Origin of the sequence: Neisseria canis (assembly GCF_900636765.1) — a bacterium.
GTDB classification, from domain to species: domain Bacteria; phylum Pseudomonadota; class Gammaproteobacteria; order Burkholderiales; family Neisseriaceae; genus Neisseria; species Neisseria canis.
Genome location: NZ_LR134313.1, coordinates 2,125,754 through 2,139,178 on the forward strand (window position 1 = coordinate 2,125,754; position 13,425 = coordinate 2,139,178).

At 44.0% G+C, this 13,425-nt stretch carries 14 protein-coding genes and 1 pseudogene; 6 read left to right on the forward strand and 9 right to left on the reverse strand.

Translation table 11 applies throughout. The features are described from left to right. Positions 1–39 precede the first annotated feature (39 nt). The 5 genes from pheS to thrS form a co-directional block, all read right to left on the reverse strand. The gene (pheS, locus tag EL143_RS10140; protein WP_085416342.1) at positions 40–1,029 is read right to left on the reverse strand and encodes a phenylalanine--tRNA ligase subunit alpha; all 990 of its coding nucleotides are present in this window, start codon (positions 1,027–1,029) and stop codon (positions 40–42) included. A 225-nt stretch (positions 1,030–1,254) separates the two neighbouring features. Further along, positions 1,255–1,611, reverse strand: a complete 357-nt coding sequence (gene rplT, locus EL143_RS10145; protein WP_009116466.1) for a 50S ribosomal protein L20 — start codon at positions 1,609–1,611, stop codon at positions 1,255–1,257. A 12-nt stretch (positions 1,612–1,623) separates the two neighbouring features. Then, positions 1,624–1,821 (reverse strand): 50S ribosomal protein L35, encoded by a 198-nt coding sequence (gene rpmI, locus EL143_RS10150; protein ID WP_085416343.1) that lies wholly within the window; start codon positions 1,819–1,821, stop codon positions 1,624–1,626. Positions 1,822–1,966: 145 nt separating this feature from the next. Then, positions 1,967–2,533, reverse strand: a complete 567-nt coding sequence (gene infC, locus EL143_RS10155; protein WP_126326733.1) for a translation initiation factor IF-3 — start codon at positions 2,531–2,533, stop codon at positions 1,967–1,969. 134 nt (positions 2,534–2,667) lie between these two features. Further along, positions 2,668–4,572: a threonine--tRNA ligase gene (gene thrS / locus EL143_RS10160; protein ID WP_085416344.1), complete on the reverse strand. Its 1,905-nt coding sequence runs from the start codon at positions 4,570–4,572 to the stop codon at positions 2,668–2,670. 284 nt (positions 4,573–4,856) lie between these two features. On the opposite strand from thrS, the gene tgt reads away from it, so the two are divergent. Continuing rightward, complete coding sequence (gene tgt, locus EL143_RS10165) at positions 4,857–5,969, forward strand: tRNA guanosine(34) transglycosylase Tgt (RefSeq protein WP_085416345.1); 1,113 nt, start codon at positions 4,857–4,859, stop codon at positions 5,967–5,969. A gap of 177 nt (positions 5,970–6,146) precedes the next feature. On the opposite strand, the gene EL143_RS10170 is transcribed toward tgt, so the two are convergent. Both EL143_RS10170 and EL143_RS10175 read right to left on the reverse strand, forming a co-directional pair. Continuing rightward, on the reverse strand, positions 6,147–6,395 hold the full coding sequence (locus tag EL143_RS10170) for a glutaredoxin family protein (protein ID WP_232001380.1): 249 nt from the start codon (positions 6,393–6,395) through the stop codon (positions 6,147–6,149). Between the two features lie 33 nt (positions 6,396–6,428). Next, positions 6,429–7,115, reverse strand: coding sequence for a M48 family metallopeptidase (locus EL143_RS10175; protein WP_085416347.1), 687 nt, complete (start codon positions 7,113–7,115; stop codon positions 6,429–6,431). 480 nt (positions 7,116–7,595) lie between these two features. On the opposite strand from EL143_RS10175, the gene EL143_RS10180 reads away from it, so the two are divergent. From EL143_RS10180 to EL143_RS12395, 5 genes and pseudogenes are all read left to right on the forward strand, one after another. Continuing rightward, positions 7,596–8,921, forward strand: a complete 1,326-nt coding sequence (locus tag EL143_RS10180; protein WP_085416348.1) for a DEAD/DEAH box helicase — start codon at positions 7,596–7,598, stop codon at positions 8,919–8,921. Between the two features lie 6 nt (positions 8,922–8,927). Continuing rightward, the gene (locus EL143_RS10185) at positions 8,928–9,137 is read left to right on the forward strand and encodes a hypothetical protein (RefSeq protein WP_126326735.1); all 210 of its coding nucleotides are present in this window, start codon (positions 8,928–8,930) and stop codon (positions 9,135–9,137) included. A 361-nt stretch (positions 9,138–9,498) separates the two neighbouring features. Continuing rightward, a pseudogene (locus EL143_RS10190) lies at positions 9,499–9,966 on the forward strand (ferredoxin--NADP reductase); the annotation flags it as partial. Between the two features lie 63 nt (positions 9,967–10,029). Beyond that, the gene (locus tag EL143_RS10195; protein WP_085416349.1) at positions 10,030–10,356 is read left to right on the forward strand and encodes a hypothetical protein; all 327 of its coding nucleotides are present in this window, start codon (positions 10,030–10,032) and stop codon (positions 10,354–10,356) included. 148 nt (positions 10,357–10,504) lie between these two features. Then, positions 10,505–10,663, forward strand: coding sequence for a hypothetical protein (locus EL143_RS12395; RefSeq protein ID WP_158087825.1), 159 nt, complete (start codon positions 10,505–10,507; stop codon positions 10,661–10,663). 32 nt (positions 10,664–10,695) lie between these two features. Here EL143_RS12395 and EL143_RS10200 read toward each other — a convergent pair whose 3' ends face one another. Continuing rightward, complete coding sequence (locus tag EL143_RS10200) at positions 10,696–11,352, reverse strand: hypothetical protein (protein ID WP_126326737.1); 657 nt, start codon at positions 11,350–11,352, stop codon at positions 10,696–10,698. Continuing rightward, on the reverse strand, positions 11,352–13,421 hold the full coding sequence (locus EL143_RS10205; RefSeq protein ID WP_126326739.1) for a DEAD/DEAH box helicase: 2,070 nt from the start codon (positions 13,419–13,421) through the stop codon (positions 11,352–11,354). Before EL143_RS10205 ends, EL143_RS10200 begins: the two co-directional genes overlap by 1 nt. Positions 13,422–13,425 lie beyond the last annotated feature (4 nt).

Consider the following 13,425-nt stretch of genomic DNA (forward strand, 5'->3'; position numbering starts at 1 on the left):
CGCCCGTCTGAAAACAATCTACAGCCGGACAAAGGTACATTATCTAAACTGTCGTAAAAAATTCAGATCGTTGTCGAAAAACAAACGCAAATCATTGATACCGTAACGCAGCATGGCGAAGCGGTCTAATCCGATGCCGAAAGCAAAGCCGGTGTATTTTTCAGGATCAATGTTCACATTATTCAACACATTCGGATGTACCATGCCGCAGCCGCCCACCTCCAGCCATTTGCCGTTATCTCCCATAATGTCGATTTCGGCAGACGGCTCGGTAAACGGGAAAAACGAGGGGCGGAAACGCACTTGCAAATCATCGCGCTCAAAAAATCTACGGATAAAATCAGTAAATACCGCTTTCAAGTCCGCCATTGTCACACCCTCTTCCACCCACAGACCCTCTGCTTGATGAAACATAGGCGAGTGCGTAGCATCGGAATCCACCCGATACACCCGCCCCGGCGCGATAATGCGGATAGGCGGCTCTTTTTTATCCAGCATGTAGCGAATTTGAATCGGTGATGTATGGGTGCGCAAAACATCACCGTTTTCCACATAAAAAGTGTCCTGCATCGCGCGTGCGGGATGGTTCTGCGGAATATTCAAAGCCTGAAAATTATGAAAATCGTCTTCGATTTCAGGCCCGTCGGCAACCTCGAAGCCCATGCCGTGAAACAGCTCCACTACCCGCTGAAGCGTTAAAGTTACCGGATGCAGCCCGCCATCGCTTTGACCCCGCCCCGGCAAAGTAACATCCAAGGCTTCCGCCGCCAACTGGGCTTGCAGTTTGGCCGCATTTAACGCATCGCGTTTAGCGTTATAAGCTTCTTGAAAGCGGTTTTTACATTCATTGATATGCGCACCGGCGGTTTTTCGCTCTTCCGGCGACATCTGGCCAAGCTGTTTCAGCAAAAGGTTTAGTTCACCGGTTTTTCCCATATATTGCGCTTTGATAAGCTCTAAGGAATTGAAATCTTGAGCAGATTCCACGGCAGCAATGCCGGCAGCTGCAATTTGGTCTACGTTTTGCATAATGCAGTATTTTCAAATGGGTAGTTAAAACTATATCGTTTTAATGGTGTTGGAATCACACCATCGATATTGATAACGGAAAGGCATAAATGCCTGTCTGAAAAATCAGGTATTGTAACGCAAATATATTTTAAAAAACAGTAGCATGATGCTGTTTTTAACATTCAGTTCAATTAAAAAAAGGAAACCTAAGTTTCCTTTTTTCTTGATAACCGGATTCAGCTATTATGCTAAAGCAGCTTTGGCTTTTTCTACCAGCTGTGCAAATGCTGCTTTATCAAACACTGCCAAATCAGCCAACACTTTACGGTCGATTTCAATAGCGGCACGTTTTAAGCCGTTCATGAATTTACTGTAAGACAAGCCGTTTTGACGGGCGCCTGCATTGATACGGACAATCCACAATTGACGGAATTGGCGTTTGCGTTGACGACGGTCACGGTAAGCGTATTGCCCAGCTTTCATTACCGCCTGTTTGGCAACACGATAAACATTTTTACGACGACCGCGGTAACCTTTGGCTAACGCTAATACTTTTTTATGACGGGCTCGTGCGGTTACACCGCGTTTTACGCGTGGCATATCTCAAACTCCTTAAGCGTACGGTAACATTTTAGAAACAGAAGCCAAATCACGGTCGTTCACCATAGCGGTGCCGCGCAATTGACGTTTGTTTTTAGTGGTTTTCTTAGTCAGAATGTGGCGTTTGAACGCATGCGCGCGTTTCACGCCGCCGTTACCCAGTACTTTAAAGCGTTTTTTCGCGCTCGACTTGGTTTTCATTTTAGGCATGGGAATACTCCATATCATTTATTAGATAAGATATAAGGGGATTTTAAATTTGCTTCAAAATACTTGAAACCCCTATACCACGGTTTTCGCCGCTGAGTAATATTGCTTCAACGCGGCAAATTAAAGCAAGCTTTGAATTATAGCCTTATTTCTTTTTCGGCGCAATCATCATAACCATTTGACGGCCTTCCATTTTCGGAAACTGCTCGATAGCGCCCACTTCAGCCAAATCTTCCTTAACCCGTTCAAGCAATTGCGCACCAAATTCTTGGTGGGCCATTTCACGGCCTCGGAAACGCAAAGTCACTTTCACTTTATCGCCATCTGCCAAAAAGCGGTTGATATTGCGCATTTTGATTTGGTAATCGCCTTCATCGGTGCCCGGACGGAATTTGATCTCTTTGATCTGCACCTGTTTTTGCTTTTTCTTGGCTTCATCACGTTTTTTTGATTGCTCGTATTTGTATTTGCCAAAATCCATGAGCTTGCATACAGGGGGTTTGGCAGTTGGGGAAATTTCAACCAAATCCACATCCTGCTCTTCCGACATGGCCAAAGCATCACGTAATGAAACAATACCAAGCTGTTCGCCTGAACCACTGATTAAACGCACTTCTTTTGCGGTGATTTCACCGTTGATTCGTGCTTCGCGTTCTTGTGCGATGACTATACTCCTTATAAAAATTACTAGGTTAACAGGGCTTCTATCCATACAGCCCTAAACTTTATTTAGGTTTAATATTACAAGCCCGGTTTCAAACAGCCTGTAAATTCCACCTTAACTTGCAAATGCCTGTCTGAAACTTTTTTCAGACAGGCATTTCATCCTGTCAACTTGAATCAGGATTAAAACTCCGCTTTCAATTCTTCATTCAAACGGTTGATAAATTCATCTACGGAAAGGCTGCCCAAGTCTTCCGCTTTACGACGCACGGCAACATGACCGTTTTCTTTTTCTTTATCACCTACAACAATTTGGTAGGGGTAACGGTATTGGCTGTTATCACGGATCTTGTAACCGATTTTTTCATTACGCAAATCCAATTCGGCACGGAAACCCGCTGCGTGTAATTTTTTCACCACTTCCCGGCAGTAATCTGCCTGTTTTTCAGTGATATTCATCACAACCATCTGCACCGGTGCGAGCCATAAAGGGAAAGAACCTGCGTGGTTTTCAATCAAAATCCCGATAAAGCGCTCCATAGAGCCAAGAATAGCACGGTGCAACATTACAGGGCGGGCACGGCCGTTATCTTCAGTTACATATTCGGCGCCCAAACGCTCAGGCAGCACGAAATCCAGCTGAATGGTACCACATTGCCATGAGCGGCCAATAGCGTCTTTAATATGATATTCAACCTTAGGGCCGTAGAAAGCACCTTCACCGGGCAATTCTTCCCATTCAATACCGCAGGCGGTTAATGCTTCGCGCAAACCTTGCTCGGCTTTATCCCAAGTTTCATCGGAACCGGCTCTTTTTTCAGGGCGCAAAGAAAGTTTTACGCTTACATTATCAAAGCCGAATTGCTTGTACACTTTCATTACCAACTCGTTAAACGCTTTGGCTTCCTGTGTTATTTGTTCTTCAGTACAAAAAATATGCGCATCATCCTGCACAAAGCCGCGCACACGCATCAAACCGTGTAAAGCGCCGGAAGGCTCGTTTCGGTGACAGGAACCAAACTCTGCCAGCCGCATGGGCAAATCGCGGTATGAACGCAAAGTATGGTTGAAGATTTGAACGTGACCGGGACAATTCATCGGTTTAACGGCGTAAGTGCGTTTTTCCGATTCGGTTACAAACATATTTTCCTGATAATTTTCCCAGTGGCCGGATTTTTCCCAAAAGGTTTTATCCATCATCAATGGGGTTTTGATTTCTTGGTAACCTGCGGCCTCAAGCTCTTTGCGCATATGTTGCTCGATGACCTGCCACAAAGTCCAACCCCGCGGATGCCAAAACACCATACCGGGCGCTTCATCTTGCAGATGGAACAAATCAAGCTGCTTGCCGAGTTTCCGGTGATCGCGCTTTTCAGCCTCTTCCATGCGCGTAATATAGGCTTTGAGGTCTTCTTTTGTGGCCCAAGCCGTGCCGTAAATGCGTTGAAGCATTTCATTGTTACTGTCGCCGCGCCAATAAGCGCCGGCAAGTTTGGTTAATTTGAAATGCTTCAAGAATCTTGTGTTCGGCACATGCGGGCCGCGGCACATATCTACATATTCTTGATGATGATACAAGCCCATTGCCTGCACTTCAGGCATATCTTCAATCAAACGCAGCTTGTATTCTTCGCCGCGATCTTGGAAAGTTTTTACCGTTTCGTCGCGCGGGGTCATCACTTTGATTACATCGTAATCCTGCGCTATCAATTCCTTCATACGCGCTTCGATGGCGGCAACATCTTCAGGCGTAAACGGTTTTTCCGTAGCAATATCGTAATAAAAGCCCTCTTCGATAACCGGGCCGATTACCATTTTTGCGTCTGGATAAAGCTGTTTCACTGCATGGCCGACCAAGTGTGCGCAAGAGTGGCGGATGATTTCCACGCCTTCGGAATCTTTCGGAGTGATGATTTGCACGCTGGCATCTTGGTTAATCGGATCGCACGCATCAACCAACACCCCGTTTACCTTGCCCGCAACCGTGGCTTTAGCCAAACCTGAGCCTATGGACGCAGCAATCTGCGCCACTGTTACAGGGGCTTCATATTGGCGGACTGAGCCGTCGGGCAAGGTTATGTTCAACATTAAAAATACTCCGAAAACCTACAAAACAACGGCCAAGCGAATATGGCCGTTTTAAAATAATCAACCGTTCGACAGTTGTAATCCGGGCTTCGGCATCTAACACTCGCCCCGAACCCATACACCTGCATAAATAAAGTGTTAAATTTTAGCCGATAGCAACATTGATTGGCAAGCAGGCATATCATAATTTTTGCTGTCTGCACAAGATGTTTAGCCCTTTCAGACAGGCATTTCAGGTTTTCGGCTATAATCCGCAGCAAATTAATCCTATCTAAAGACACGAAATGCTCAAATTTACCTTGCACAAAACCGACGGCCATGCCCGCCGCGGTACGCTGGAGCTCAACCACGGCACCATCGAAACACCGGTTTTTATGCCGGTAGGCACTTACGGCTCAGTAAAAGCCATGACGCCGCAAAATCTGCACGACATCAAAGCTCAAATTATTTTGGGCAACACTTATCATTTATGGCTGCGTCCGGGTTTGGAAGTGATCGAAGAATTCGGCGACCTGCATCAGTTTATCGGCTGGAACAAGCCGATACTTACCGATTCGGGCGGCTTTCAGGTATTTTCACTTTCCGACATGCGCAAGCTGACGGAAGAAGGCTGCACCTTCAAAAGCCCGATTAACGGCGACAAATTGTTTTTATCGCCCGAAATTTCTATGAAAATCCAAACCGTGTTGAATTCCGACATCGCGATGCAGCTTGATGAGTGCACGCCCGGCGAAGCCTCGCACGAACAAGCGAGAAAATCCCTGCAAATGAGCCTGCGCTGGGCGGAGCGCTCGAAAAAAGCATTTGAAGATTTACGCAATCCGAATGCCCTGTTCGGCATTGTTCAAGGCGCGATGTATGAAGACTTGCGTGAGGAATCGCTAAAAGGTTTGGAAGCTTTCGACTTCCCCGGCTTGGCCATCGGCGGGCTTTCAGTGGGCGAACCCAAGCCGGAAATGTATCGGATGTTGCGCGCAATCGGCCCGATTTTACCGGCGCACAAACCGCATTATCTGATGGGCGTGGGTACGCCCGAAGATTTGGTATACGGCGTGGCACACGGCGTGGATATGTTCGACTGCGTGATGCCCACCCGCAACGCCCGCAACGGCTGGCTCTTTACCCGCTTCGGCGATTTGAAGATCAAAAATGCGGTTCACAAACACGATACCCGCCCGATTGATGAAAGCTGCTCCTGCTACGCCTGTCAAAACTTCAGCCGCGCCTACCTGCATCATTTGCACAAAGCGGGAGAAATTCTCGGCGCCCAACTCAACACTATTCACAATCTGCATTTCTATCAAGTGATTATGGCGGAAATGCGTGAAGCCATCGAGCAGGGCAAATTTGCCGACTGGCAGGCCCAATTTCATGAAAACCGCGCCCGCGGCGTGTGATTCAAGTGCATATAAACCCAAATGCCTGTCTGAAAACTTTTTCAGACAGGCATTTGCACACTGATTCCGCTCTTTTACTATAGTTAATCCACTTAAGTTTAATAACGATACCGTCATACTCGGGCTTGCCCCGAATATGACAAGCGTACTATTTTTTAAGTTGTTTCACTATAAATCTCAAACACCACCCTTCAGCCCGCTCAAATAATCCCGCACTTTTCCTTCATCCAAATGCCAATGGCAAAGCTCTTTATCTTCATGCAACAAAACCGGCACCAGCTCATTATATTCCGCTTCCAGCGCCTCATCTTCATCCACATCCACCACCGCCAGCTCAAAGCCGAATTCCTCTTGCAGCGGTTTCAGTTCATCCCGCATTTTGTGGCACAAACTGCAATATTCACGAAACATCAAAGTCAGCTTCACTTCATCATCCCCATTTTTCAGACAGGCATCCATTCAGCCCAACACAAACAATTCATTACCATGCCGCTTCAGCCAATTTTTCGCTTCGGCCGTGTGCGGCGTAAACCGGTCAACCAGCGCCCAAAAATCACGGCCGTGGTTTAAATGGCGCAAATGGCAAAGCTCGTGTATGCACACATAATCCGCCACAAAATCCGGCGCACCGATCAAACGCCAGTTTAAACGAATGCCCGTGCGCACCCGGCACACGCCCCAAAACGTTTTGGCATTCGATAAATCCGCCGCCACCGGCTGCAATCCCGTTTGCGCCGCATGGCGCATCAAACGCGGCAGCAGCATTTCCGCCGCATGCGCGCGCAAATAACGCGCCAAATGCCTTTGCTGAGCCCCCCAATCACCGCACGGCACATGCACAACACCCTGCCCCAAAGCCACAAAAGCCGCACCGTGCTCAAGCAGCTCATGCCTCACGCCCCGATACCAAACAAATTCCGGCCGCCCCGCTCCCTGCCCGGTATCCGCCTTTTGCAACAAATCCAACACAACACGCTCGTTTTCAGACAGCCATTCAAGCAAGCTGCGCTCGCTCAAAAACGGCGGCACATTCACACTGATTTCATCCGCCGACACCGGCCGCATAATAATGTTTTTCTTCGCACTGCGCCGAAGCTGCAAAGCAATGCTTTGTCCATTGTTTAAAATATGTTTTTTACGAATCATCCCAATATGGCCGTGAAAATCAAAATCCCGCGGAAACAAGCAAAAAGCACCATATCCTTCTGATAGTTAATCCGCTTACATAAAACGGTACCGTCATACTCCGGCCAAGCCCGGGCATGACGAGCGCACTATTTTTAAAACACACCATTTTTAAGTTGGCCCACTATATATGCCAATGCCTGTCTGAAACAGAAAGTGCTTGACGCACAAGCATAAAGCCACTAACATGCGCACTCATTTTTTATTTGAAGCCATCGTCTTCAGCCAACTTAAAAATGCCTATCCTCGGATAAGGCTTTTCTTTTTGGTTTTGCACATTCCACACGCAAAACCAACCGATTGCAGGTTGTCGCCGATGTTAACACAAGCCCCCGAGCTTGCGACAACCTTTAAAAGCTATATTCCGTATTTCTTTTTTCCCCTGCTTCAGGCTGCCTGCGCTTCTCAGGCAGAAGGTGTTGTTGATGTTTTAGGAACACCATGTCTATCAAATTCAGCGATTTACTGCACGACAAAAATATCCTTTCCGCCCTCAAAACCGAAGGCTACGAAACCCCTACCCCCATTCAAGCGCAAGCCCTACCCGCCGCATTGGAAGGCCGCGACATCATGGCCGGCGCACAAACCGGCTCAGGCAAAACCGCCGCATTCCTGCTGCCCACCCTCCAGCGCCTGACCAAACGCAGCGAAAAACCCGGCAAAGGCCCGCGCGCGCTGGTGCTCGCCCCCACCCGCGAACTGGCCGCCCAAGTTGAAAAAAATGCGCAAGCCTACGCCAAAAACATGAAATGGTTCCGCACCGTAACCATCGTCGGCGGCTCATCATTCGGCCAACAAATCCGCGCATTGAGCAAACCCGTAGATTTGGTGGTGGCCACACCCGGCCGCCTGATGGATTTAATGGAGAGCGGCAAAGTCGATTTCGACCGCCTCGAAGTATTGATTCTCGACGAAGCCGACCGCATGCTCGATATGGGCTTTATCGACGACATCGAAACCATCGTCGCCGCCACACCCGAAAGCCGCCAAACCCTGCTTTTCTCCGCCACTTGGGATGGCGCCGTAGGCAAACTCGCACGCAAACTCACCAAAAATCCCGAAGTAATCGAAATCGAACGCGTTGACGACCAAGGCAAAATCGAAGAGCAGCTTTTATACTGCGACGACAAACGCCACAAAGACCGCCTGCTCGACTACATCCTGCGCGACGCCAATATCGACCAATGCGTGATTTTCACCTCAACCAAAGCCATGACCGAAGTCTTGGCCGACGAATTATACGACAAAGGCTTTGCCGCCAACTGCCTGCACGGCGACATGCCGCAAGGCTGGCGCAACCGCACACTGATGGATTTGCGCAAAGGCCGCTGCAAAATCCTCGTTGCCACCGACGTAGCCGCCCGCGGCATCGACGTGCCCACCATCACCCACGTGATCAACTACGACCTGCCCAAACAAGCCGAAGATTACGTCCACCGCATCGGCCGCACCGGCCGCGCAGGCCGCACCGGCTTGGCGATTACCTTTGCCGAAGTAAACGAATATGTGAAAGTGCACAAAATCGAAAAATACATCGGCCGCAAGCTGCCCGAAATGACCATCGAAGGCATGGAACCCACCCGCAAACGCAGCAAACCCGCGGGCAAAAGCAAAGGCGGCTGGGGCGACAAACGCGGCGGCGACAAAAAATGGGGCGCACGCAAAGACAGCCCGCGCAAAGACGGAGCACGCAAAGACAGCGGCTTTAAAAAAGCCAAAAAATCCGGCGGCGGCAGCTTCAAAAAGCAGGATAAAAAAAGAAGCTGATCCGACTTGAATCAAGCACAATGCCTGTCTGAAACGATTTTCAGACAGGCATTAATGATTCCGAAACCCAAACCGCAGTCGGATACTTACATCCGACAAAATTTTGGCTGCTCCGTGATTGCAAAATATATCCGTGGGATGCGATACATCGGATTCAAAAATCCGACCTATCTGACTGCTTTTTCAGACAGGCATATAGCCAATCCGTTTACATAATAACGATACCGTCATACTCGGGCTAGACCCGAGTATCTCCTAAAGTTACTGAAACTCAAGATACTCTGGTCAAGCCCGAGTATGACGACCGTGCTATTTTTAAGTTGATTAACTATAGGAATAGCAATTACACATGCAACGTTTCAGACGGCATTGGAACAGAAGCCCGAACAACGAGTGCGTGTGTACCGCACACACCCCACACATGGGATTAAGTTTTATGCAGGCTACCGCTTGCTAAGATTGTTCAGATGTAGGTCGGATTCTTGAATCCGACAAATAGGGAATGTGCTGTAAAGAAAAATGTTTCAGGCAGCTTTACATTGATTTTGTCGGATACGAGTATCCGACCTACGGCTGACTGCCCGAGCGTTTCCCAGACGGCAAAGATTTGGTGATGCTCTGTACCGGCTGCTCCGGCATCGCACCGTTTTTATCCATTTTGGAACAGCCCGAAATTTGGCAACGCTTCGACCGCCTCGCCCTTGCGCATTCTGTTTCTTACGGCAATGAACTGATTTTCAACGACCGCATCGCCGCCCTTGCCGAACACCCGCTGATTGAAGAGCATTTCCACAAACTGCATTTCGTACCCGTCGTTACCCGCGAAACCACCGACGGCGCACTCGGCAAACGCCTGCCCGAACTGTTAAAAAACGGCGAACTCGCCACCGCACTCGATATGAAGTTCACCCCTGCCGACACCCGCTTTATGATCTGCGGCAACCCCGCCATGGTGAAAGACACCTTCCAAGCCCTGCTCGACATGGGCTTTGCCATGCACCGCAACCGCATTCCCGGGCAAATCATGATGGAAAACGGGTTTTGATGAATTTTATTGGATGCTTATTATAAAAGGCCGTCTGAAACATATTTTTTTCAGACGGCCTTAATGTATAAATTGCTGTATCGCAAGCAACTTGTGCGTACTTTTGGCCATGCGTTTTACGCTTTAAAGCATAGTAAACGTTTAATCATAATCAGGATATGTGGCGCAGCTATGCACGCGGTTTTGAATGGAACAGCGCATATCGCCTACAAAGATTTTAAAATCACGCCACATTATTTATGTTCAGAACAATGCCGTCTGAAAAGAAAGTTTCAGACGGCATTGGAGCGGAAGTTCGAACAACGCGTGCGTGCCTCACACACCCTACGCATGGAGTTTAGGTTTTATACAGGCTACGGCTTGCTTTTGAAAATTCAAACAGCTTGGTAGGTCGGATACTTGTATCCGACAAAATAAGGATATGCTGTGATACCGAGATATATCAGGGGGATAAGTCGGATTCGAGAATCCGACCTACGGATTTACAAACGTTAAACCATCGATAGAGTATGTGGCGCAGCCACGCACGCGGTTTTGAATGGAACAGCGCATAATCGGCTATAAAGATTTTAAAATCACGCCGCATTATTTATGTACAAAACAATGCCGTCTGAAACTTTCTTTTCAGACGGCATTGGAACAGAAGCCCAAACAACGCGCGCGCGCGTACCGCACACACTTTATGCATGGGATTTAGCTTTTATGCAGGCTACGGCTTACTACATTTACTTACGTAATATAGTGACAATCAGTAGTTATATCTACAAAGTCAATTAGGTTCTCAACATTAATTTTTTGAGTAAGACCAATTTTAAATGTATTACCAGATTCGTAAAATATATCATAGTGGTACAAGGGATGTAATTTACCATTTTCTCGTTCTTCATCATGGTCATATCTAATATATCCATCTTCCATAATTAGTAAGCTATTTAAAATTTCATATACTAATTTCATATTATAGTTTTCATCATCTACATGAATCAAATCATTACCTTCATTTATATAGCATGAGGTTCCCATATCATATGATTCTGATAGTTTAGTTAGAGCCTCCCTAAGATAAGATACAATACCTATATCTATATTTTTCCCACTATAATAAATATTTTGTATTTTATTCCCATCCTTGTTAAGGATATAAGTAAATGGAAATCTAATAGAAAATATTTTTTTATCGAGTATGAAAAATAATCTAGAAAATTTATTTTTATGTAATATGAAAAATAAATTAGATTTTGGCTTTATAGTATTATTATTTGAGGAGTCAAGATCAATGAGCATACACTGCAAGGCTTCAATAATAAGAAGAAGTAAATCATATTTTTTTCTTATTGGAGCGTTAAATTTGTCTTTTTCATACTCCTCTATTTTGAAATAAAGCATTAGCTTAACACCTCTAACAAAGATTTTACTTTAGAGCGGATTAATTCCGTATCATAAGTTTCACCACAAGAATTAAGAACTCCATCAAATACCCAATTAATATTTTTCATATTTATATTTGGAGATTGCTTTCTAATTTCAATAAGAACTAAATCTCTGAAAGACATAATCGTGCTGTTATCAAAATTAAGATTAAGTTGTTTAATTTCTTCTTTATTTGAGTGATCAGGTTCAGTTACGATCATTTCTCCCTTTTCATTAATATCTTGTAGCCCAGATTCATATTGCCTCCATATGGAAGGGTCGACGATATTTATAAATAAAGTGCTTTGTATAAAAGATCGAGTCATTGCCATATAGAGTGCATTCCTAATCCTCAAATCTTTGTTAATATTATTGGGAGAAACACAAATCACAAACGGAAACTCAAGACCTTTTACATTGTTATGATTAGTAATACATAACTGCCCATCTTTGTGGACTTGTGTTTCAAAAGCTAAATTTATTTTCCATTCGATTCCAGATTCTCTTAATTTTCGCTCAATTATTGCACTCATATCGTTATTGTAAGCTCTGTTTTTTTCGATAAAAATAACAGCAATATCGCTTGGTTTAATCGTAGAATTGTTTCTCTTAATTTCAGTTATTGATTCTACTATTTTACTGGCGATTTCATCTTTATTTAAGCAGTTGATATTTCTAATTAGTACACTATCAGATGTTTGAATATCTTCAAATCTTCTTATCGGTAATCTACTAAAGTGATAACGCTCCTCATGTTTTTTTATTGTATATCCATAGGCTTGCCATTCCTCATCAGTTGGCCATTGTAATTTAGAATTTTCAAATAAACCCATTCCTAATCCATGAGAAAACATCAATGTTTTAGGGTCTGTTCTGTAACATTGGTTTAATAAATAATCAACATCTTTATTTACTTTTGCATTCGTACCAAAGATAGATTGAAATATATCTCCAGCTATATAAATTTTATCTTTAGCAACTCGTTCACATAGATTAATAAAATTATCGCTAAAGTCTTGGCTTTCATCAATCATAATATAATCAAAAGCATACTTATCATTGTTGCTATCATCATTGTTTATAGCATCTAGTGCTATTCTACAAACTTCAGAAAATGAAGAATTATTTCCATAAGTAAGAAATGGGATATTGTAAAAATGACAAATATAACGATATGCCCCTGAGTTAATATCATTCTGTGATCCCCAAGCATGGATGCACCATAATCTTTGGTTCCATTCAATCTGCTGTTCAACTTTCATAAAGTTAAAGAAAGAAGGTATTCTTTTTTTTAAATTATTTGCAAGAATTTTATTATGGCATGTGAATAGTATTTTACTATTTTCTGAATTTATATATAAATCTTTTAATTTGTGAAGTAGTAACTCAGTTTTCCCAGTGCCTGACAGACCTTGTATAACTAAGCGTTTTTTATTTTTTTTATTAAATAAAAAATTAGTTTGAGTAGAATCAAATAGTAATATCTTTTTCTTAACTTTATCTAAAATGTTGTCTGGTACGTTTAAGCCATCAACTTTTTCTATATCATTAATACTACCAGTAAATAAAGATATTAGTAATTCACTTAGCCTTTGTTCACTATTTTCATGTAGTTTAATTTTTTTAAAAAAATCTGATAAGCAATCTATTTCGTGGAAATTACTTATTTTTTCAATAATATGTTCCCATTTTTTAGGTCTGCCAATTTTGTCTTTATATTGGTACTTATTAGAAATGTATCCAATATCTTCAATAACTTCCTCGTAATAATTATTGAATGGTTCGTTTTCAGAAGAATTAAAATTGATAAATATAATTTTACTTTTAGGTTTCAATAAAATTAAAGCTTCCTTGTATTCATAAGTGTATTTTCTTGAATCAATTAAGGGAGCTTGAATAAGGAAAATATGATCATGATTTAATGAGTTTTCAGAATATGTTTTAATTTTCTCAATAAATTTATTTAAATCATCATTACTCTGAAAAGTTGAGTTTTCAACATCGGAAAAAAAATAGTTTGTATAACTTGATGTAAGAGAATTCATTTTC

Bases quoted from the DNA above. Each gene is read 5' to 3' on its own strand.
- pheS (WP_085416342.1), bottom strand. From the start codon at position 1,029: ATGCAAAACGTAGACCAAATTGCAGCTGCCGGCATTGCTGCCGTGGAA.
- rplT (WP_009116466.1), bottom strand. From the start codon at position 1,611: ATGCCACGCGTAAAACGCGGTGTAACCGCACGAGCCCGTCATAAAAAA.
- rpmI (WP_085416343.1), bottom strand. From the start codon at position 1,821: ATGCCTAAAATGAAAACCAAGTCGAGCGCGAAAAAACGCTTTAAAGTA.
- infC (WP_126326733.1), bottom strand. From the start codon at position 2,533: ATGGATAGAAGCCCTGTTAACCTAGTAATTTTTATAAGGAGTATAGTC.
- thrS (WP_085416344.1), bottom strand. From the start codon at position 4,572: ATGTTGAACATAACCTTGCCCGACGGCTCAGTCCGCCAATATGAAGCC.
- tgt (WP_085416345.1), top strand. From the start codon at position 4,857: ATGCTCAAATTTACCTTGCACAAAACCGACGGCCATGCCCGCCGCGGT.
- EL143_RS10175 (WP_085416347.1), bottom strand. From the start codon at position 7,115: ATGATTCGTAAAAAACATATTTTAAACAATGGACAAAGCATTGCTTTG.
- EL143_RS10180 (WP_085416348.1), top strand. From the start codon at position 7,596: ATGTCTATCAAATTCAGCGATTTACTGCACGACAAAAATATCCTTTCC.
- EL143_RS10195 (WP_085416349.1), top strand. From the start codon at position 10,030: ATGTATAAATTGCTGTATCGCAAGCAACTTGTGCGTACTTTTGGCCAT.
- EL143_RS12395 (WP_158087825.1), top strand. From the start codon at position 10,505: ATGGAACAGCGCATAATCGGCTATAAAGATTTTAAAATCACGCCGCAT.
- EL143_RS10200 (WP_126326737.1), bottom strand. From the start codon at position 11,352: ATGCTTTATTTCAAAATAGAGGAGTATGAAAAAGACAAATTTAACGCT.
- EL143_RS10205 (WP_126326739.1), bottom strand. From the start codon at position 13,421: ATGAATTCTCTTACATCAAGTTATACAAACTATTTTTTTTCCGATGTT.